Below are 21,759 nucleotides of genomic sequence, written 5' to 3' on the forward strand. Positions count from 1 at the left end.
ATGGAGCAATCAAAGGGTATTAAGATTGTCTTTTTAATGTGTCTAGGTATCTTTCTTTGTATGATTGATACGACAATTATGAATATAGCTTTACCGGCAATACAATCGAGTGTAAATACTTCGTTAGAAAAGATGTCTTGGGTATTAAATGTTTATACAATGACGATTGCAGTACTTGCCATTCCGTTAGGGCGGATAGCTGATATCTTTGGAAAAGCAAAGATGTATATTCTGGGTCTGGTGATTTTTGGTGGTGGATCGGTACTTTGCGCTTTTGCTAATACAGGTGATTTTCTTATTTTTTCTCGTTTTATACAAAGTATTGGGGCAGCGATTTTATTTCCAACAAGTATGGTAATTGGTGTATCAGCTATGCCATTAGCTAAGAGGCATGTTGCGCTTGCAATTTTAGGAGTAACACAAGGATTGTCAGCTGCTATGGGACCAGTAATAGGTGGAATTATTACGCAAAATTTAGGATGGAGATGGGTGTTCTTCGTTAATGTTCCGGTTTGTATAATAGGAATCGTGTTATGTTGCATCATGCTACAAATAAAAAATGAAGAACGTATTATCTCAAAAATAGATTGGATAGGACTACTATTAAGTAGCACAGCAATTTTTTCATTTACTCTCATATTAGTAAAAGGTAATACATGGGGATGGTAAAGTAATATTGCTTTGTATTGTTATGCAATTAGCACTATTTCTCTTATTCTATTTATTTTAGTAGAACGAAAGATTCATAACCCAATGGTGAATTTAAAGTTATTTCAAGATCGAATGTTTGTCGGAGCGTCAATCGTTGTTATATTGAGTAATTTATTTTTAATTGGAGTTACTGTATTGCTTCCAACGTTCTTGACGAAACTACAAGGTCGAACGGAAATTGAAGCGGCTTTTTTAGTGACACCTATTTCAGCGATGATATTTTTTGTCTCACCAGTTGCAGCAACTTTAATTAAAAAACTCGGAAAAGTAACTATTATTTTGTCAGGATTTCTTGTTATGGGGCTTTTCTACTATTGGTTGCAAATGATTGATGTTCATTCAACAAATATAGAAATTATTATTCCATGTATGATATTAGGTGTTGGATATGGTTTAGTAGTGGGGCCAATTACAGTTTTAAGTGCGTCTTCGTTTGAAGGAGAATTGTTAACTGCTTCTCAAAGTGTTGTATCAATGTTACGACAAGTCGGAATTGTATTGGCAGTCGCAATATTTGTCTCTAACTTAACTCACAATTTAACTGTAAATAAAGAAAAAGTATATCGTTATGCAGAAGAAAAGGTGCGTACTATTCATGTGAATAGTACTGAGCAAACTGAAATTTTACAAATGACTAAAGAGAAAATAGAGAATCAAAGTTTAGAGTCGAATATAAATAAGAAACAAAATGCAATGACAATGGGATTAAGTAAAGAGAAAAAGGAAGAATTGATTCGCGACAAGACGGATGAAATATTAAGAAAAGTTCCAGTAGAATATAGAGATGTAAAAAGAGAAGAAGTTATGAGGAAAGTGACAAAAGAAGTTGAAAAACAAGAGGAAAGTATAAAGAAAGAGGTACTCACATTTTCAAATGATGTGAATCATTATGCCAAGAATCAGATGGCTATGAGTTTTACAGATTTATATAAAGCAAGTGTGCCAATTATTTTAATTTGTGCTTTCGTAAGTTTGTTGTTTTGGGAAGGGAAAGCTTTGAGTAAAAAGAGAAAGGGAAGGATAGTAGAAGAAGCGTAAAGGAAAACAGGCTGCTATTAGCCTGTTTTCCTTACGTTAGTATGAAAAATCTGGATTTAATTCTTTAAATTTATGACTATAATGCCTTTTATTATTAAAACCAACAAAATCAATTCCGACGCAAGATTCTAAATTTCCGTCTACAATCGTAGAATCCACGAAGCTTAAATGTTTTAATTTTTGTAGTTCTTTAATGAATTGTAGATTTCGTATGTTACCACAACTTGATAAGATGAGAGTTTCTAATTCCGTTAAATAGCGCAAATATTCGTGGTTTTTAAGCTTACTGCAATGGTCGAATTCGATGTGTTTTAAAGTTGAAGCATTGTTTTCAATTTCGTCAATATGCTCTAAATTTCTTAAATAATTGAGTTCTAAATGCTTTAATTTAGGTAATGACCTACATCCTTTTAATGAATTAATGTTCCCTTGTGTAATGCTTAGTTTTTCAATTTTTTGTAAAGACATTAATTCTTCAAGGTTCTTTTGTTTCGGTTTGTATTTCCAAATGTATAGTTCTTTTAAGTTAGGACAAGATTCGAAGCCTTTAATGTTTTTATTACACTTTATGTGAAGTTCCTCTAAATTTGTAAAGCTTTCTAGCTCTGTTAAGTTTAGTGGAACTTGTGGTTCTTCTAGTGATAAAGATTTTAAGTTTTTTAATTTATATAGGGCTGAATAATCAGTAATATATATACTACTAATGTGTAAGCTTTCAATTTGCGGGCAGTGTTCAAGAAAATTAATATGGTGCAAACTATACCTAAAATCATTAATGTAAACATCAGTAAAGTTGTTTGTATTAATGAAGTCTACGTATTCATCCAGTCTGTTTTCATGGATTTGTACTGTGCCATCCATAACTAAAAAGTTTTGTGGTTTCTTTTTGATAGATATTTGTAAAGGATTCATGTATTGAAATATTTCTGTCTTGTTTTCTAAAATAGTTTCAACACTTCTTTTGACAGTTGGAACATTGTCTCTTTGTTTGTAAGCTATTAAGGTTGACTTTATTTCTGACGGATCTGCTAATAAAATTTTTGGAGCCATTTTATATAGTACATCTTCATTTGCAGGTATACAGCTAACCATTGCATCAAGTGCTATTAAACTTAAAGGGTGTCCTTTTGTTAGCCAAGACTTAATTCGTCTCCAAGTTAGTTGTGATACTGCAGCTAATCGCGCCCAATCGTTATGAAATGATACTGCATGTTCCTCTATCCAATCTAATGTTTCTGAGGATTGAAAAGAATGCAGACAAATGAAGGAAGTGGTCGGAAGCTCACTTTTTAATACTGTTTTTAGCCTTTCTATTACTAAAGGAAAGGCTTCTTCAAATGGTAAACAATAAGCTGCAGCGTGAGAAAGAGGTGCAAGTAAATCTTCATCAAATGCCTTCCACAGTTTTCTTATCCAATCTGAGGCGAATTCTCCTAGTATACATATAACAATCTCAAGTAATCTAGTTTTAATTACACCATTCATTGTGTTTGAAAAGCGGTTTATAACAGCATCTAGTACTTCGTTTTGATCGTACCTATTAAGAGCTTCAATTTCTGCTTCTTGAAGAAACCATCTAGTCATGGTGTAATCAAGTAATTCCTCTAAACTAGAGCGAACTTCTTCTAAAGTGGGCACGGGTGTAAGTTTGTGCTCATTCATCTCTAATTTTGGTTGCTTCGCTTTACCATCTTCTTCATAAAAACTATCATGCAAATAATATTTATAAGGTGAGTGAATCATTACAAGGTGGTACCATTCTTTAGGATGTAAAGATAACGAAATAAGACGCTCATGACATCGGTTACATAATTTATAAGGTTGATTTGCTTGATCGGATTCTTCTATTTTATATACTGGATCATGTTTGCAAGCTTCACATAATTCTACTGTTTTTTTCATTGTTTCATCCTTGCCTATTGTGAATAGTAGTATTTTTAATATAGCATGGGATAAGTCGAGTATGATCAGAAAGTTTTTTAGAATGAAAGGAAGGAATGGAAAATGCCATTGAATATGTAACGTTATACATAGTACATTAACAAGAGGGATTAATTTTAAAAGGAGGATGGGGAATTGCTAGATAAGGCAGGGGCTTTAATAGATAATCATGTGTACACAGAAGAAGAGCAACAAAAACTATACAAACGAACGTTAATAATCGTCAGCATTTCACAAATGTTTGGCGGTGCAGGACTAGCTGCTGGTATTACAGTGGGAGCACTTCTTGCGCAACAAATGCTTGGAACAGATGCATTTGCAGGATTACCAACTGCTATGTTTACATTAGGATCGGCATTAGCAGCTTTCATAGTAGGGAAGCTTTCGCAACGATATGGACGCCGAATAGGTCTTGCAACAGGGTTTATAGTAGGTGGATTTGGAGCAATTGGTGTTGTAATGGCAGCTTTAACAAATAGTATTATTCTTTTACTTATTTCTTTACTTATATATGGTGCTGGTACAGCCACGAATCTACAAGCTCGTTATGCAGGTACAGATTTAGCAGATAAGAAGCAGAGAGCAACGGCTGTTAGTATTACGATGGTAATGACGACTTTCGGTGCAGTTGCAGGACCAAATTTAGTAGGGGTAATGGGAAGTTTTGCTCATTCAATTGGAGTTCCTAAACTTGCAGGTCCGTTCATACTATCGGCAGCAGCATTTATACTGGCGGGTCTAGTTCTTTTTGTTATGCTTCGTCCAGATCCTTTGATTATTGCTAACATAATAGAAAGATATAAACAGGAACATACATATAAAGGACAACCAATAATAGAAGAAGCGAAAGAAAATAAACGAGGTATTACAGTTGGAGCAATCGTAATGATACTTACGCAAATAGTGATGGTTGCGATTATGACGATGACGCCAGTTCATATGGGACACCACGGTCACGGTTTAAGTGCAGTAGGACTTTTGATAGGTTTTCATGTAGGTGCAATGTATCTTCCATCTCTTGTTACAGGAATGTTAATTGATAAAATTGGCCGAACTACAATGAGCATAGCTGGTGGAGTGATTTTACTTGCAGCGGGTGTCATAGCTGCGATAGCGCCAAGTGATTCTTTATTATTATTAATCGTTGCTCTGTCTTTACTTGGGCTAGGATGGAACCTCGGATTGATAAGTGGTACAGCACAAATCGTTGATTCCACAACACCGTCTACACGTGCTAAAACACAAGGGAAAATAGATGTTTTTATTGCGCTAGCTGGAGCTTCTGGTGGAGCAATGTCAGGTATGGTAGTAGCGAATTCAAGTTATGCGGCATTGTCATTGGCTGGAGGCGTGTTAGCGTTATTACTTATTCCTGTTGTGATATGGTCTCGAAAAGGGGCAAGAAATTAAATGAAAAAGAGGTTCTAGTTACTGACTAGAACCTCTTTTTATACACTTAAATTAAATTCCACTCTACAATAAGCCCTAAATGCGTAAGTCCGCCACCAAATCCGTATAGTAAAAGTGTGTCTCCGTTATTTAATTTCCCTTCTTTTATAGCTAAATTTAAAGCGAGTGGAATGGTGACTGAAGAGGTATTCCCCATATATTCCACGCTCGTTAATGTTTTTTGTATTGGAATTTGAGATTTTTCGCAAATAGATTCGATCATTCGTAAGTTAGCGCTGTGGGGTATGAACCAGTCTATATCATCTACTTGCATATTTACGGTATGTAATAAATTTTTTATGCCTTTTGGTACTGTGCGTGTTGCCCATTTATATACTTCTCTTCCATTTTGAACGATTTTTTCATTTGTTTGCAGTGGTGTGCCATTCATAGTAGTAGATAAGTTTGTTCTATATAGATGAATGCCGCCATCACCGTTTGTTCCCATGTGAGCAGCGATAAAGCTTGGGGTGTTTTCATCTCTTTCTAATAAAATAGCTCCAGCACCATCACCGAATAAAATACAGGTCGTTCTATCGGTATAATCAGTAACTTTAGATAATGTCTCTGTCGCTACGACAAGTACTTTTTCATGTGATCCAGAAGTGATTAAGCTATTACCGACGTGTAGTCCATATGTAAAACCAGCACAAGTTGCATTTAAATCAAAAGCTAGTGTATGAGGTATGTTGAAGTATTGTTGTATTTGGCAAGCAACACTAGGGAAAACGTAATCAGCAGTAGTAGTAGCGACAATGATACAGTCGACATCTTCTAAGTTTTTCTTATATGTTGTACATAAATTTTCAATTGCTTTAATGGCTAAGTTTGAGGAGTATTCTTCGCCGCTAGCGATTCTTCTTTCCTTCATTCCTGTTCTTTGTACAATCCATTCATCATTCGTATGGACCATCTTTTCTAAATCGTTATTAGACAATATTTGATCTGGAACATAAGTACCAATTGCAGTAATACGAGATTTAGAATGCATAGGAACATCTCCTAACTTTTATTTTTATAACCTGATACTAATATTAGGTTATAAAAATGTCAATAAAGATTTTTGTTGTATTAAAACGATAATACTTAACTTACTATGAAGGAATTTGGCGAGTGCTGTAAAAATAATATACGAGAAGTTTCTAAAATTGATAATGAAGGGAGTTGAGCTCCTTGAAAAGGATTTTACAAATGTTTCCTGTCGTCATCATTTGTAGCTTTATTCTTATTATTTTTCCAGAGAAATCTTATGCTTGTGATTGTATTAAAGTATCAACAGAAGATGCATTTCAAAAAAACGATGTAGTGTTTGAGGGAAAAGTAATTGAGGTTGGAAGGAAAGCAGGGGTTGGAACTGAAGTGTTATTTGAAGTGAAGAAAATTTGGAAAGGGACAACTTCTTCGCAAATTATCGTATATACAAAGGGTGGTGATTGTATGTTTCGCTTTGTAGAAGGAGGGGAGTACTTAGTATTTTCTACTCAAAGAGGATCAGAAAAACAATTACACACAAATAGTTGTAGTGGAACGAAGAGATTGGATGAGGCAGGGGCGGACAAAGCGGCTTTAAGTCAAATTGCAAAAGAGTCTGTTCCGACGAAGAAAGTGGATTTAAAAGGTGAGATGGTGAGCGGTTTAAATTGGCGGCAAGTTGCTATTATTTCCATTGGTTTGTTATTGATGATTGTTTTTGTTATTTTTATTGTGAGAAAAACTCGCAAAAAATGACGATTAAAGTAAAAATATAAAGATTTTCTTTCGTGTGATATAGGTTGTTAAACCTTGTGAAAGCGAATTACTTATGCTACACTTTATGTAACTTAAAATGAACGGAGGGGCTTCCTTTGATCTTAATCAGATTACGTCTCAATACTTTGTGCCAATAATTGAATAGCGCTCAAAGGCTCTGTCTGTGTACAGAGTGAACGGGATTGGTCTGCCTATTTTAAAGGAACCCTTTATTAAGCTTATATGTGAAAAAGAGGGAGGGACGAATACGCCCTCTTTTTGTTTTGCCTTTATAAATAGAATGGGGTTGTATAAGTGAACACTTACTGTGGATACGTATACAATCTTGGGACTTTTTGACTATAAAATAGGATGAAAGCATAGCTTTCTTCTATTTCTTTGGTGAACCCTTATCCGTTTACGAAAACACAGGCAGCGACCTGTGTTTTTTATTTTACGTAATCGAAATGGAGGAATAAATATATGGAAGAAGTATTACAAAGAGCAGTTTTAGTTGGAGTAAATGTAGGTAATGAAGATGATTTTGCATATTCGATGGAAGAGTTAACAAATCTTGCGGAAGCTTGTGATGTAGAGGTAATTGGGCAAGTAACGCAAAATTTACAACGAGTAAATCCATCGCATTATATCGGAAAAGGAAAGATTGAAGAAGTTGCAGCGTATGTACAAGAAATAGATGCGAATATGGTTATCTTTAATGATGAATTATCTCCTTCACAAATTCGAAATTTAGAAGAGGATTTAGATTGTAAGGTAATTGATCGTACCATTTTAATTTTAGATATTTTTGCGCAACGTGCGAAAACGAAAGAAGCACAGCTACAAGTAGAAGTAGCACACCTTCAGTATATGATGCCTCGTTTAATCGGTCTTCGTGAATCGTTAGGGAGACAGAGCGGCGGCGTTGGTACGAAAAATAAAGGTGTCGGTGAAAAGAAGTTAGAGTTAGACCGTCGTAAAATTGAAGAACAAATTTCAGTTTTGAATAAAGATTTAGAAGCGCTCGTTGCCCAGCGTCAAACACAGCGAAAGCAGCGTAAGAAAAATGAAATACCTGTTGTAGCATTAGTAGGTTATACGAATGCAGGAAAGTCAACGACGATGAATGCAATGCTTGAAATTTATAATGGTACAGAAGAAAAACAAGTATTTGAAAAAGATATGTTATTCGCGACGTTAGAAACATCTGTACGAAATATTGATTTGCCAGATAATAAATCATTTTTATTAACAGATACAGTTGGATTTGTAAGTAAATTACCACATCATCTTGTGAAGGCGTTCCGTTCAACGTTAGAAGAAGTAGCGGAAGCAGACCTACTTATTCACGTTGTAGATTACGCAAATCCAAATTATGAACAATTAATTGATATTACAAATGAAACGTTAAAGAAGATTGGAGTAGAAAATATTCCAACGATCTATGCTTATAATAAATCAGATATGGTAGATGTTGAAATTCCGAAAGTGCAAGAAGATCGCGTTTATTTATCAGCGAAGAAACATGTTGGAATGGAAGAACTTGTAGAAATCATTCGCTCACACATCTATAAAGAATATACGAAGTGTGAAATGTTAATTCCATATGATCAAGGACAGGTAGTTTCGTATTTCAATAATCATGCACACGTTTTATCTACGAGTTACGAAAACGAAGGTACCAAATTACAAATAGAATGTAAGACGAGTGATTACGAGAAGTATAAGCATTTTGCAATTTAATGTAAGAGGCAACCCAGTATGTGATTGGGTTGTCTTTTTTTTTGTACTGTTTTACCGCTGAAAGTTACAAGGATGCAAGCCAATGACGGGAGTTAAGTTATATTTCTGGAAAAAGAAATGAAAGCAGTATAGAATAGAAATGTTTCAAAAGTCAGAATTTATTACACCTACTGTAATAAATATATATTTTGTACAGAAAGGGGAGATTCACATATGCAGGCAGTTTCACACAAAAAAACTGTAGAAACACCGACAATATATCGAATTTTATTTGCGATTAGCTTTGGGCATTTTTTAAATGATTCGATGCAAGCAGTTGTGCCGGCGTTGTTTCCTATTTTGGAAAAAACGATGAATTTATCCTATATGCAAGTAGGGTGGATTGCGTTTGCATTAAATATGACGTCATCGATTATGCAACCGGTGTTTGGTATGTATTCAGATAAGAAGCCGTCACCATTTTTATTACCACTCGGCATGTTTTCAAGTATGCTTGGAATGATTGGACTCGCGTTTGCACCAAACTTTATTATTGTTATTATTTCTGTTTTATTTATTGGTTTAGGTTCCGCAGTCTTTCATCCAGAAGGCGCTCGTGTTGCGTATATGGCGGCAGGTGCAAAACGAGGGTTAGCGCAAGCAATTTATCAAGTTGGGGGAAACACGGGGAATTCTCTAGCTCCTATTTTTACAGCGCTAATTTTCGTTCCACTCGGTCAAATTGGTTCATTAGGTTTTACAGCATTTGCAGCAGTAGGAATTGCATTATTAATTTTCGTATCGAATTGGTACAAAAATGAATTAGCAACCGGTGCTGTAAGAAGGAAGAAGAGGGCTGCACTTGAGGCGGAAAATGCAATTGTAAGTACACACATTAAATTCGTTATTATACTTCTTGTTTTTCTTACTTTTGTACGCTCTTGGTACGGTGCTGGTATCGGGAATTTCTATCAATTTTACTTAATAGAGCATTACGGTTTATCTATAAAAAATGCCCAGTATTTCGTATTCGCATTTATGATTGCTGGTGTGTTAGGCACTTTCTTCGGAGGACCGTTAGCAGATCGATTTGGTAAGAAAAATATCATCGTATTTTCAATGTTAGGTTCAGCGCCACTTGCACTGTTATTACCACATGTCTCACTTGTGTGGGTCGTACCGTTATTTTTATGTATCGGTTTTATTAGTTCAAGTAGTTTTAGTGTAATTGTTGTATATGCACAAGAGCTTGTGCCTGGAAAAGTGGGAATGGTGTCAGGATTAATCGTAGGTCTTGCATTTGGACTTGGAGCATTAGGTGCTGTAGTTCTTGGGAAATTAGCAGATATATATAGCCTGCAATTTATTATGCTATTATGTAGTTGTCTACCATTAATTGGACTCACTTCATGGTTACTGCCAAGTGATAAGAAAACGATAGAATAGGGGATGCGCTATGAAATTGTGTGAAAACGTTACGGAATTAATAGGAGATACACCTGTCGTCCGATTATCTAAATTTATTCCGGAAGACGCAGCAGATGTGTATGTGAAACTAGAAATGTTTAATCCATCGCGCAGTGTGAAAGACCGTGCTGCTTATAATTTACTTCACGTTGCAGAAGAAAATGGTTTCATCAAACCAGGAGATACAATTATTGAACCGACAAGCGGGAATACAGGGATTGGTTTAGCGATGAATGCAGCAGCTAAAGGGTATAAAGCGATTTTAATTATGCCAGATAATATGTCAAAAGAGCGTATTAATTTATTGAAAGCATACGGAGCAGAAGTAGTTTTAACACCAGCAGAACAAAGAATGCCAGGAGCAATTGCGAAGGCGTTAGAACTGCAAAAACAAATACCGAATAGTTTTATCCCGCAACAATTTGAAAATCCAGCTAATCCGAATATTCACCGTTATACGACTGCACTTGAAATTTACGAACAAATGGATGGAGAGCTTGATGCTTTTGTTGCAACGGCAGGAACAGGCGGAACGATTACAGGGACTGGTGAAACGTTAAAAGAGAAATTGCCAAACTTATATATTGCAGTAGTGGAACCGAAAGGATCTCCCGTTTTATCCGGTGGTGTACCAGGTCCTCATAAACTAGTAGGAACAAGCCCAGGATTTATTCCGAAAAACTTAAATACAGAAGTGTATAACGAAATTATTCAAATTGCAGATGAAGAGGCTTTAACGACAATGAGAAACTTAGCTAGACAAGAAGGATTATTAGTTGGGCCATCTTCTGGAGCATCTGTTTACGCTGCAATCATGATAGCGAAACGCCTAGGCGTTGGTAAAAAAGTTTTATGTATTGCGCCTGATACAGGTGAACGTTATTTAAGCATGGGGTTATTTGAATAAAAAGGATAGAAACACCTTAATAGTGAATAGCTGCTATTAAGGTGTTTGTTTTATGGAATGAAGAGGGGGAGAAGAACAATGAAACTATTAAAACCAATCCATGAATATAGTGAGCATATTACGGCGTATAGACAAGCGTTTTTACACTCAGGGGAACAACCACATGGAAGTAGTTCTTTACAAAACTTTGATTCTCTTGATGAATGGTTTGAAAAAGTGAGTAAACAAGAACTAGGAGAAAATTTACTAGCTAATCGAGTGCCATCTAGTCAGTTTTTAAGTTTTGAAAAAGGGGAACTTATAGGTTTTGTGAATATTAGACATAGATTAAATCCAGAATTATTACGGGAAAGCGGTCATATTGGATATAGTGTCCATCCGAATAAACGTCGCCACGGTTACGCTACGAAACAACTACAACTTGCATTAGTTGAAGCGCAAAAATTAGGATTGCAGAAAGTATTAATAACTTGCGATAAATCCAATATTGGTTCTGCTAAAACGATTCAAAAGGTTGGAGGTGTGTTAGAAAATGAAGTAGTTTCTTCTCGTACTGGTGAAGTTATTCAGCGCTATTGGATAGAAATATGATTAAGTAGGAATTTGAAAAGGTAATGCAAGCTGTAATATCGAAATAGATAAATGAAATGTAGGGGATTACTGCAATTTTAGGGGGAAATGAAATGGGATTAAAAGAGAAAGCGATAGAGATGTCAGAGATTTATAGGAAAAATCCGAAAGTAGAAGCTATTATTTTAGCGGGTTCAGTAGCTAGAAAGCTTGAAGATGAACATTCAGATATAGAATTACATATTTTATGGTCAACACCGCCAGAAGATGAGGATCGTAGGGCCCCTATTCATCATATTGATGGGACAATATTATCGTATCATCCGTATGAGGAAGAAGAATGGTCGGAAACGTATTTAACGAAAGAGGGAATTAAATTAGAGATTAGTAACTTTTTAACAGAGACAGTAGAGAAAGTGATTTCGGATGTGGTGGATCAATATGATATAAGTTATGAAAAACAATGTATTGTATCATCCATTCATGATGGTGTTAGTTTGTATGGAGAAGGGAAAGTGAATGAATTAAAAGAAAAAGTAGCGGCATATCCAGATGAACTAGCAAAACGGATGATTTCAGAAAATCTATGGTTAAGTAATCGTTGGCACAATCGAAAGGCGCTTTTAAAACGGAAAGATTGGCTTATGCTTTATGACGTTATTTGCGAAGTACAAAGGAACATATTCGGTGTTTTATTTGGTTTGAATAAAATGTACGTACATCATCCAGCGTTTAAATGGATGCCTAATAATGTGGAACGAATGACTATTAAACCTGAAAAATTATATGAACGTATGGCGGACACATTAATAGGGAATCCAGAAAAAAGTGTGCAGGAGTTAGAGTTGCTAATAGAAGAAGTGTTGCAACAAGTTCATACATACGCGCCAGGAGTAAATGTGGATGAGCAAGAAAAATCTATTTTTTATTTTGTGAAATAGAAAATAGTAATAAGGGGGAAGTTATGGGGTTTTTTAATAGGTTTTTTAAAAAAGTTGAAAAAGTAAATGAGCAAGAAGCTACTCTTCATGAATTAAGTGAAGAATTGTATGTTGAATCACCGGTAGAGGAAGCGACTAGTTACTGGGTATCAATGGCACAAAATATAATTGTTAATGCTGTAAAAGCGGCTGACAATGATGTGGAACGTGCCTTCGTGTTATTGAATTTGAAGAAAGGTGAGGCTTCATTTGATATTTTTTATCAAATAAATGGGCAATTGTATTTCTGGGATCAGCTAGAAAATGAGACGATAAGAAATAGAATTCAGAACGAGTTGTTACCGCAAGCTCCAGAAGTTTCAAATGCAGTAAATGAGCAATTTCGTGGAGCTGATCACCCTATAATTTCGTTCGCACAATTGCAGTTTGAATGGGAAACGAAAGCCTGGTTCTCACATGTAATTTGGGAAGATAGCCTTGCTGCTCAATTGCCCAAAACTCAAATTCTAAATGAATGGTTTCGTGTAATTAAAGAAGAAACGAAAAATAGACCACTGGATAGTGATGCGAAATTTTCTTGGTATCCATCAAACTCTTAAAAAATGAATACAGAGAGACAGGTTATGTTTCTAGATGATTTGTATTATTGAATAAGTATCAATAATACGTAATTCTTTTTCTATTGCCTGTTAGAATTCGTTATGTACTAAGCTACTTGTTTTCTAAACTAAAACTTATATTTCGAATTTTTAAATAGATTGTAATACATAAAAATTCGAAATATAAGTTGACACTATTTTTAATGTGTGATAAAAATGATAGTAATCAATTCGGAAAATAATATTTGGGCAATGAAAGGGTATAGTAGTGAATATCTCCCTATTTCAGAGAGCTGATGGTTGGTGTGAATCAGTATATAGATTATTCGTGAAGTTCGTCCTGGAGCATCTTTCATAAATCTCATATTTTGAGGAAATGAAAGACGGTAGTTTATACCGTTATCAAATAAAGTGGTGAAGATTTTTTCACAACTAGGGTGGTACCGCGATATTTATCGTCCCTACGTATTTACGTAGGGACGTTTTTTATTTAGGTCCTAACTTTGGTGTGGCTTCATAACTAGGGTGGTACCGCGATATTTTATCGTCCCTACGTTTTTGCGTAGGGGCGTTTTTATTTAGGTGGTTTCTTAGTGTTCTTCACAACTAGGGTGGTACCGCGATAATTTTGTCGTCCCTACGTATTTACGTAGGGGCGTTTTTTTATTATTAGGGAGGAAGTGAACGTATTAGAAAAGAGTATTGATAGAACAATATAAATACCGAATTGTAACAAAGAAAAAGAGATAGAGAGGAGATTAACAAATGAATTCACAGCAATGGACATCGAAATTAGGTTTCGTATTAGCTGCAGCAGGTTCGGCAATTGGTCTTGGGGCGATTTGGAAATTCCCATATATGGCCGGCATTGGAGGAGGCGGAGCGTTCTTCCTAATTTTCATCGGTTTCACATTATTAATTGGTTTACCGCTATTATTAGCTGAATTTGTTATTGGAAGAAGTACACAAAAAGAGGCTGTCGATGCATATAGAGAGATTGCTCCTAAAACGTTATGGCCTTGGTTAGGTAAATTAGGAATTGTAACATGTTTCATATTACTTTCTTTCTACAGTGTTGTAGGAGGCTGGATTTTATTATATTTATGGAATGCAATTACAGGTAGACTATGGGAAGGAAATGGAGCATACGAAGCTACGTTTGGTGAAATCATTTCCAATCCATATTTAGCAGTTGGATCACAGCTATTATTCATCCTTATTACTATTTTCATCGTAAGTAAAGGTGTACAAAATGGTGTTGAAAAAGTAAATAAATATTTCATGCCAGCACTATTCGTTTTATTCTTTGTATTAATCGTTCGTGCACTTACGTTAGATGGTGCTGGAGAAGGCGTTCGTTTCTTCTTACAACCTGATTTCTCACATGTAACATCAGAAGTTATTTTATACGCAATGGGGCAATCGTTCTTCTCATTATCTGTTGGGGTAGCCGTTATGGTAACGTATAGCTCATACTTACCGAAAGAAGAAAGCTTACCACGTTCAGCATTTTCTATCGTAGCCTTAACTCTTGTTATTACATTACTTGCAGGACTTGCAATTTTCCCAGTTGTGTTCGCATTTGGGATGGAACCATCTCAAGGACCAGGACTATTATTTATCGTATTGCCAGCTATTTTCAGTAAAATGGCATTCGGAAAATTATTCTTCATCGTTTTCTTATTACTATTCTTCTTCGCTACGATTACATCAGCAATTTCGATGTTAGAAATTAGTGTTGCATCGTTAACATCAAAAGGTAAAGGGAAACGTGAAAAAATGGCCTTAATCGTAGGGTTATTAATCTTCGTTGTTGGGGTACCATCAGCATTATCATTCGGTATATTAAGTGATCTGAAGATTTTCGGGAAGACAGTCTTTGATTTAGCGGACTATGCAGTAAGTAACGTATTAATGCCACTTGGTGTATTATTAGTTTCTATCTTTGTTCCTTTAAAAATGAAGAAAGATGTATTAATGAAAGAGCTAGGTGTAAGTAAAAATAAAGGTTATAAACTATTCGTATTATGGTTATTCTTACTTCGTTATATCGCACCAATTGCGATTATTATCGTATTCTTAAATGTACTTGGCATTATATAAAAAGAAAGGTAGCGTATCATACAAAGATACGCTACCTTTTTATTTTGTTCTTTTTTGCAATTCATTTACTGTTACGAACTGATAGCCCTTCTTAGATAAAGAATCTAAAATACCTTCAATCGTTTGTAAATTTTCATTTGACTCATCATACATAGAGTGCAGTAAAATGATAGAACCTGGTTTTACATTTTTATTAACGTATTTAATTTTATCAGCCGCAGATTTATAAAAAGTATCGGGCTCAAGATCCCATGTGATTGTTTCGATATTGTTTTTATTTAAATAATATGGCAGCCCTATTAACTTCTTACCGTTAGGGGGCCTAAAATCAATTTCGTCTGTAAATCCTGTTTGGCGGATTAATGAATTCGTTTTTTCTATTTCATCTTTAATAAAAGAAGGTGTTTTGAAAACCATTCTATTATGAGAATATGTATGGTTTCCGAGTTGGTGCCCAGATTGCGCGATAGCTTCTCCTAACGATAAATTTTGCTCTAATTCATTTCCAATTAAAAAGAAAGTAGCTTTAGCGTTGTATTTATCTAGTAGCGGTAATATTTGTTTTACATTGTTAGTAGGGCCATCATCAAAAGTTAAAGCAATCACTTTTTCATTTGTTTCTACGCGTTGTGTTAAATCTCCAAATAATTGAAAGCTTCTTGCGTTCATAAATTTGTATGTTCCGAATAATGCCGTGATAATAAAGAATAGTGTAACGATTGTAATGATAATTTTTTTCTTCATAATGTAACCTCACAATGATTTTTAATTCAGTTAAAAAGTATTATATCAAACTAAGTAATATCGTGCTTTAAGAAGGGTGTGGATGCAAGGAGAAGGAATTTATCATATAATAAAATGCAAAAGGTATATTAGGAGGTGTTTATATGGCGATTATAATTCAATTGCCAGACACTGCAACGTCTCATGCAAAGCCAAGTATGGAAATGGCGATACTTTGCGTGAGGTAGACAAGTAATATACAATCGCCTATATGAGCTCGTATCATTTTTTATATTTGGCTTTGCACCTTATTGAAATGAACCATAAAAAATAAGGGGCGAGCAGAAATGAAATACGTAAAAGCTAATGCTGTTTTACCAGAGAGTTTAATTACTGAAATTCAAAAGTATATACAAGGTGAAACAATTTACATTCCGAAACAAGAAACGAAACATTATAAATGGGGTACACGATCTGGCGGAAGAAAACAACTAGATGAAAGAAATAAAGCAATTAAAGAAGCGTTTAAAAGTGGGATTGCTATTCATCAACTTGCAGAAGAATATTTTCTTTCTGGGGAAACGATTAAAAAGATTGTGTATTCTAAATAAGAGGAAAAGAGTCTGATTCATATATTACTTTGAATCAGACTCTTTTTGTTTTATGTGTATTGGATATATGAGGTGTGAACGGGCATGATAATAGAAAAAATGTGCCGTTTTTTTATTAAATGGTATACAGAGCACTTGAAAAGTAGAAAGGTGAACATATATGAATCATATTGGACAAATAACGATAGAGCTTTTAGTTGGTTTTTTTGTTCTATTAATTGCTACAAAAATATTAGGGAAAACACAAATATCTCAGCTAACGCCATTTGATTTTATTTCTGCAATCGTCCTAGGTGAGCTCGTTGGAAATTCAATATATGATCCTAAAATTAAAGTATGGTCTATTTTATATTCAGTATTTGTTTGGGTAATTTTAATTTATACTATAGAAGTGATAACACAAAAAGTAAGAGGAACAAGAAGGTTTTTTGAAGGGTATCCTTCAATTATTATTCGTAACGGAAAGATTGATCGTGAACAATTAAGCGTAAATCATTTGGATATAAACCAATTACAACAAATGCTTAGGCAACAAAAAGATATATTTTCAATCCGAGAAGTTGAATATATGATATTGGAACCGAACGGAAACATAAGCGTTCTGAAAAAAAGTAAATACGAATCTCCTACTATAAATGATTTAAGTTTAAAACATAAGCCTGTATACTTACCAATTTCATTAATTAGTGATGGAAAAGTAGTTAAGGATAATTTGAGGGAAGCGGGATTTGATGAAGGATGGCTTTATAAACAAATAAAGCAAAAAGGAATTACTAAATTTGAAGACGTATTATATGCGGAATGGAAAACAGATGATGGCTTCTTTTGTCAGGAAATGCAGCGGTAGAGAATAAGTGATATATGTAATGTTTGTTTCTAAGTTATCTTTTACATATCAAAAAATGTAATCATTGTATACAATAAAACTAGATCAACAATTTGTATGGAGTGATAAAGATGGAAGCGTTTATTAGAAGTGATCAATATAATTTTATAAAATCACAAGCTTATATTTTAGCAAACGGGCATGCAACGGCAAATGATAGAGGTGTAATTCAAGCGTTAAAATCGCTTGCGATTGAAAAGATAATACATGTATTTGAGAATTTAACGGATGAACAGAAAGAGTTAATTGATACGGTATTAACAGTTCAAAATAGAGAAGATGCAGAATCATTTTTAATGAAAATAAATCCGTATGTAATTCCGTTTCAAGAAGTTACAGCACAAACATTAAAAAAATTATTTCCTAAAGCGAAAAAGTTAAAACTTCCTGATATGGAAGAAATGGATATGAAAGAAATATCTTATTTAAGCTGGATTGATAAGGGGTCAAGCAGGAAATTTATTATAGCGAAAAATGATAAAAATAAATTTGTTGGTCTGCAAGGAACGTTCCAAAGTTTAAATAAAAAAAGCATTTGTTCGTTATGTCATGGACATGAAGAAGTAGGAATGTTTTTAGTTGAAATTAAAGGCGATGTACCAGGAACTTTCGTTAAAAAGGGAAACTACATTTGCAAAGATGGTGTAGCTTGCAATCAGAATATGAAGTCACTTGATAAATTACATGATTTTATTGAGCGATTGAAGAAATAACGAGAAAACCTCTAGTATTTAAACTGGAGGTTTTTATTTTTTGAAGAAGTAAAATAAGCTTTCTTTGTAAATGTAGATTTATAATGAAATTTGATAAAAATATCTATTATGATACAGTTGCTTATATGCAAGGAGGTAAAACATGGATTACCTTTTATCGAAAGAAAAAGTGAAGCGATGGCCCAAAGATATGATAGCGGCGGGGCGTTTTCATACAGTTGGCCTGAAATCGGATGGCACGGTAGTAGCGGTGGGCCGGAATAAAGAAGGGGAATGTAATGTAAGTGGCTGGCGAGATATTGAAGCAGTCGCAGTGGGCAATGTTCATATGGCAACGAACACGGGTAATGCTCATACAATCGGTCTTACATGTGACAGTACTGCGGTAGCACTGGGTTGGAATAAGCATGAACAATGTGATGTAAACGATTGGCATAATATTGTAGCGGTTGCGGCAGGGTGGCGTCGTACTATTGGCCTGAAATCGGATGGCACGGTAGTAGCGGTGGGCCGAAATAAAGAAGGAGAATGCAATGTAAGCAGTTGGCAAGGTATTGTGGCAGTCACAGCGGGTGACTGGCATACAGTCGGTCTTAAATTGGACGGCACATTGACGACTGTGGGGAATAATCGATATGGTCAATGCAATGTAAGTAGCTGGCGAGGTATTGTAGCGGTCAGGGCTGGGTATCTTCATACTGTTGGTCTTAAACGAGACGGTACGGTGACAGCAGTGGGGAATGATAAACATAACCAGTGTGATGTAAGTGGCTGGCGAGATATTGTAGCAATAGCGGCTGGTACGAATCATACAATCGGACTTAAATCAAACGGTACCGTGGTGGCAGTGGGTTGGAATGAGTATGGTCAATGTAACGTAAGTGATTGGAGAGATATTGTAGCGATAGCGGCTGGTTGTGCACATACAGTCGGACTAAAATCAGACGGCACGGTGATCGCGGTAGGTAATAATGAATTTGGCCAATGCGATGTAGTTAGCTGGCGCGACATTCGGTTACCTGGCAAATAGTCAATTTACAATAAATCATTAGTAATATTATTCTATTTTAGGAGTAATTATGGAATAGGATATGTAGAAAATAATTAAACTTAAATCTGCTGAATAAGAATCTCTTTTGAAAAGGGATTCTTATTATTTTTCATAAAATGAGGGTGTAAATGGAATTTTTGAACAAATTTTATTTCAAAATTACAGTAGAAGATATAAATTAAAAAGTATAGAGGAGATAAAGGAATGCTTAAAAGGTTTTTACTTTCTTTACCGGATGTTTTACTTATATGTATCGTTCTCTACATAATGTACACAAATTCTTTTAGTTTTGGACAGATGCTAGTAATTTCCATTGCAATCGGAATTATTGGTGGTCTTGCTATTAGAATTTGTAAGGATGTATTCACGTATATAAGATGGACAATTAAACAAAGAAAAAATTGAATATGTTTAATAGTTATTAGGAGGGAATGAAATGACTAAGAAAAAGAATGGAGTGAAAAACGAGATAGTACTTTGGTCACTAACAGCAATTGTTCTGTTAATTGTATGGTACTTTTATCAAAAATAAAAACGCAACGTACTAAAAAAGCACGATGCGTTTTTATTATTTTTTTTGCCAATTTTCTTTTATAAAGTCTTCACGCCCAGATTCTTTTTGCTCAGTAGCATATTTCTCTGGATTCTTTTTATAGAAATGTTGGTGGTATTCCTCTGCTTCGTAAAAAGGTGCAGTAGGACGAATTTCAGTCACGATTGGATCTTTAAACATACCGCTTTCTGCAAGAGCTTGTTTTGATTTTTCAGCAAGCCCTTTTTGTGTTTCGTTATGATAAAAAATAGCGGTACGATAAGATGGACCACGGTCAAAAAATTGTCCGCCATCATCAGTTGGATCGATTTGTGGCCAATATAAGTCTAGTAATTTCTGATAAGGAAAAATAGAAGGATCGAATGTAATTTGAACAACTTCTAAATGTCCAGATGTTCCAGCTTTTACTTGTTCATATGTTGGGTTTTCTACATGACCTCCTGCATAGCCAGAAAGTACTTTATGAATACCAGGAAGTTCATCAAATGGTTTTACCATGCACCAAAAGCAACCGCCTGCGAAGGTTGCGAGTTCGTATGTTTTTTCGGACATTGCTGTAATCCTCCTAAATGTATATGTTTTATATAGTATTATATAAATTGTTTTATTGCGCAATAAAAAAGATTTGAAAATATATGTTTTTTACAAACAAGATCCTCCGCTCACATCAATTAATTGTCCAGTAACCCAGCGGCTGTCTGGAGAAGCAAGGAATGCAGCAGTATCGGCAATGTCTTCTACTTCACCTAAGCGATTGAAAGCGGAAATAGTAGTAGCGTACTGCTTCATCATCGGGTCGCTCAAGAGTTCTGCATTCATATCTGTTTTAATAAATCCTGGAAGTATTGCATTCACCGTTATTCCTCGTGCTCCAAGCTGTTTTGCTAGCGTAAAAGTCATTGTATTAATAGCGCCTTTCGTCATACTATATGCAACAAAATCAGGTAAAGAAATGCGGGTGGCAGCGGATGAAATATTAATAATTCGGCTATTGTCACGTAAACGTGGTAGTGCTAGTTGAATGATAAAGAATGGAGCTTTTGCATTTACTGAAACCATTCTATCAAAAAACTGTTCAGTCGTTTCTTCAATAAAAGCACCAGGACCAATGCCAGCATTGTTTATTAAAATATCAAATTGTGTTTCACCAGTGCGCTTTTGTAATTCAGTATCTAAAGCGTTATAAAGGTTTTCTACACCGTGTAAGGATTCTAGATTTGCGCCGATAGAAAAAGCTTGGCCACCATCTGATCGAATTTCATGAACAGTTTCTTCAGCGTCATCTTTTCGACTACCGTAATGAACAGCAACCAATGCACCGTCATTTGCTAAACGTTTAGCGATCGCTCGTCCAATTCCTCGGCTTGCTCCTGTAACTAACGCTACTTTCCCTTTTAACATAGTTTCCTCATCTCCTCATAAACTTTATAAGTTTTTCTTTATGTAGTAATGCAAACATACTTAAGTAATATATGAGTGTATGTAAGTAATGCATTCCAATTTTGATTTGAGAAAAAATAAATAGAATGAATTTTGATTTTTTTGAAAAAAACATATTGACAACGAAAAGAACAACGTCCTATAATACGTGTAACAAATAAAAGTTAATTAAGAATTTTCTAACTTTATATGTTGTATATGCAAAGAAGAGGAAAGTAGATGATTATGATCGTTTCAGAGAGCTACTCCAAGGCTGTGAGGGTAGTAACAATCGAATCATTGAAGATCACCTCGGAGCATCGCTTGCGAAAGGGAAACTGAGTAGAGGGCGGCGGCATCGTCTCCGGTAAAAGGACGGAGGTCTGATTGGACCTACAAAGCTTATATTTCGTGAGAAGTATAAGGAAGCTGAGTGGTAACGCGAAACTCTCGCCTCAGCAATCAAAGCTACTAAATTGTAGTAGTTGATTGCTGAGGCGAGAGTTTTTATTTTTAAAAATAGAAGAAGAGAATGCGTAGAAGAGGAGAGTAAATGATAAAGATTGTTTCAGAGAGCTGCCCCGAGGCTGTGAGGGTGGTAACAATTCACTCATTGAAAATCACCTT

The 21,759-nt window shown here is 35.1% G+C and carries 19 protein-coding genes, 1 pseudogene and 2 other annotated features (1 of these 22 only partly in view); of the genes and pseudogenes, 15 read left to right on the plus strand and 5 right to left on the minus strand.

The window, feature by feature from the left end; genetic code table 11:
- Positions 1-1,749, plus strand: a pseudogene (locus tag M1D73_RS08795) (MFS transporter).
- 36 nt (positions 1,750-1,785) lie between these two features.
- Here the strand turns inward: M1D73_RS08795 and M1D73_RS08800 are convergent.
- Positions 1,786-3,651: a leucine-rich repeat domain-containing protein gene (locus M1D73_RS08800; protein ID WP_000754355.1), complete on the minus strand. Its 1,866-nt coding sequence runs from the start codon at positions 3,649-3,651 to the stop codon at positions 1,786-1,788.
- A gap of 174 nt (positions 3,652-3,825) precedes the next feature.
- On the opposite strand from M1D73_RS08800, the gene M1D73_RS08805 reads away from it, so the two are divergent.
- Positions 3,826-5,100, plus strand: a complete 1,275-nt coding sequence (locus M1D73_RS08805; RefSeq protein WP_121868401.1) for an MFS transporter — start codon at positions 3,826-3,828, stop codon at positions 5,098-5,100.
- Positions 5,101-5,146: 46 nt separating this feature from the next.
- Here M1D73_RS08805 and M1D73_RS08810 read toward each other — a convergent pair whose 3' ends face one another.
- Positions 5,147-6,130, minus strand: a complete 984-nt coding sequence (locus M1D73_RS08810) for a ketoacyl-ACP synthase III (protein WP_000555760.1) — start codon at positions 6,128-6,130, stop codon at positions 5,147-5,149.
- Between the two features lie 200 nt (positions 6,131-6,330).
- Here M1D73_RS08810 and M1D73_RS08815 point away from each other — a divergent pair, with 200 nt between their 5' ends.
- The 8 genes from M1D73_RS08815 to M1D73_RS08850 all read left to right on the plus strand — a co-directional run bounded on the left by M1D73_RS08815 (position 6,331) and on the right by M1D73_RS08850 (position 15,176).
- On the plus strand, positions 6,331-6,867 hold the full coding sequence (locus M1D73_RS08815) for a hypothetical protein (protein ID WP_002204811.1): 537 nt from the start codon (positions 6,331-6,333) through the stop codon (positions 6,865-6,867).
- 483 nt (positions 6,868-7,350) lie between these two features.
- Positions 7,351-8,610, plus strand: a complete 1,260-nt coding sequence (gene hflX, locus M1D73_RS08820) for a GTPase HflX (RefSeq protein WP_088322012.1) — start codon at positions 7,351-7,353, stop codon at positions 8,608-8,610.
- Between the two features lie 213 nt (positions 8,611-8,823).
- The gene (locus M1D73_RS08825; RefSeq protein ID WP_001149398.1) at positions 8,824-10,035 is read left to right on the plus strand and encodes an MFS transporter; all 1,212 of its coding nucleotides are present in this window, start codon (positions 8,824-8,826) and stop codon (positions 10,033-10,035) included.
- 10 nt (positions 10,036-10,045) lie between these two features.
- Complete coding sequence (gene cysK, locus M1D73_RS08830) at positions 10,046-10,963, plus strand: cysteine synthase A (RefSeq protein ID WP_121868400.1); 918 nt, start codon at positions 10,046-10,048, stop codon at positions 10,961-10,963.
- 78 nt (positions 10,964-11,041) lie between these two features.
- Complete coding sequence (locus M1D73_RS08835) at positions 11,042-11,554, plus strand: GNAT family N-acetyltransferase (protein ID WP_000771272.1); 513 nt, start codon at positions 11,042-11,044, stop codon at positions 11,552-11,554.
- Between the two features lie 92 nt (positions 11,555-11,646).
- The gene (locus M1D73_RS08840; RefSeq protein WP_000523172.1) at positions 11,647-12,474 is read left to right on the plus strand and encodes a DUF4037 domain-containing protein; all 828 of its coding nucleotides are present in this window, start codon (positions 11,647-11,649) and stop codon (positions 12,472-12,474) included.
- A gap of 23 nt (positions 12,475-12,497) precedes the next feature.
- Positions 12,498-13,073 (plus strand): hypothetical protein, encoded by a 576-nt coding sequence (locus M1D73_RS08845; RefSeq protein ID WP_000505546.1) that lies wholly within the window; start codon positions 12,498-12,500, stop codon positions 13,071-13,073.
- A gap of 243 nt (positions 13,074-13,316) precedes the next feature.
- Positions 13,317-13,539, plus strand: a binding site (T-box leader).
- Positions 13,540-13,838: 299 nt separating this feature from the next.
- Positions 13,839-15,176 carry a sodium-dependent transporter gene (locus tag M1D73_RS08850; protein ID WP_001088187.1) on the plus strand — a complete coding sequence of 446 codons (1,338 nt, stop codon included), beginning with the start codon at positions 13,839-13,841 and terminating at the stop codon, positions 15,174-15,176.
- Between the two features lie 39 nt (positions 15,177-15,215).
- Here M1D73_RS08850 and M1D73_RS08855 read toward each other — a convergent pair whose 3' ends face one another.
- The gene (locus M1D73_RS08855) at positions 15,216-15,920 is read right to left on the minus strand and encodes a polysaccharide deacetylase family protein (protein WP_000726854.1); all 705 of its coding nucleotides are present in this window, start codon (positions 15,918-15,920) and stop codon (positions 15,216-15,218) included.
- 326 nt (positions 15,921-16,246) lie between these two features.
- Here M1D73_RS08855 and M1D73_RS08860 point away from each other — a divergent pair, with 326 nt between their 5' ends.
- The 5 genes from M1D73_RS08860 (at position 16,247) to M1D73_RS08880 (ending at position 19,565) form a co-directional block, all read left to right on the plus strand.
- On the plus strand, positions 16,247-16,510 hold the full coding sequence (locus M1D73_RS08860) for a CD3324 family protein (RefSeq protein ID WP_000878325.1): 264 nt from the start codon (positions 16,247-16,249) through the stop codon (positions 16,508-16,510).
- A gap of 160 nt (positions 16,511-16,670) precedes the next feature.
- Complete coding sequence (locus tag M1D73_RS08865) at positions 16,671-17,357, plus strand: DUF421 domain-containing protein (RefSeq protein ID WP_001015543.1); 687 nt, start codon at positions 16,671-16,673, stop codon at positions 17,355-17,357.
- Between the two features lie 110 nt (positions 17,358-17,467).
- The gene (locus tag M1D73_RS08870; RefSeq protein WP_000387072.1) at positions 17,468-18,109 is read left to right on the plus strand and encodes a FusB/FusC family EF-G-binding protein; all 642 of its coding nucleotides are present in this window, start codon (positions 17,468-17,470) and stop codon (positions 18,107-18,109) included.
- Between the two features lie 142 nt (positions 18,110-18,251).
- Positions 18,252-19,139 (plus strand): RCC1 domain-containing protein, encoded by an 888-nt coding sequence (locus M1D73_RS08875; RefSeq protein ID WP_074047767.1) that lies wholly within the window; start codon positions 18,252-18,254, stop codon positions 19,137-19,139.
- 225 nt (positions 19,140-19,364) lie between these two features.
- Positions 19,365-19,565 carry a hypothetical protein gene (locus M1D73_RS08880; protein ID WP_000919314.1) on the plus strand — a complete coding sequence of 67 codons (201 nt, stop codon included), beginning with the start codon at positions 19,365-19,367 and terminating at the stop codon, positions 19,563-19,565.
- A 163-nt stretch (positions 19,566-19,728) separates the two neighbouring features.
- Here M1D73_RS08880 and msrA read toward each other — a convergent pair whose 3' ends face one another.
- Together msrA and M1D73_RS08890 are read right to left on the minus strand one after the other, a co-directional pair.
- Positions 19,729-20,265: a peptide-methionine (S)-S-oxide reductase MsrA gene (gene msrA / locus M1D73_RS08885; RefSeq protein WP_017657927.1), complete on the minus strand. Its 537-nt coding sequence runs from the start codon at positions 20,263-20,265 to the stop codon at positions 19,729-19,731.
- A gap of 90 nt (positions 20,266-20,355) precedes the next feature.
- Positions 20,356-21,114, minus strand: coding sequence for an SDR family oxidoreductase (locus M1D73_RS08890; protein WP_000911822.1), 759 nt, complete (start codon positions 21,112-21,114; stop codon positions 20,356-20,358).
- A gap of 546 nt (positions 21,115-21,660) precedes the next feature.
- Positions 21,661-21,759 (plus strand) — a binding site (T-box leader) (it continues 141 nt past the right edge of the window).

The organism is Bacillus sp. PK3-067, assembly GCF_056738645.1.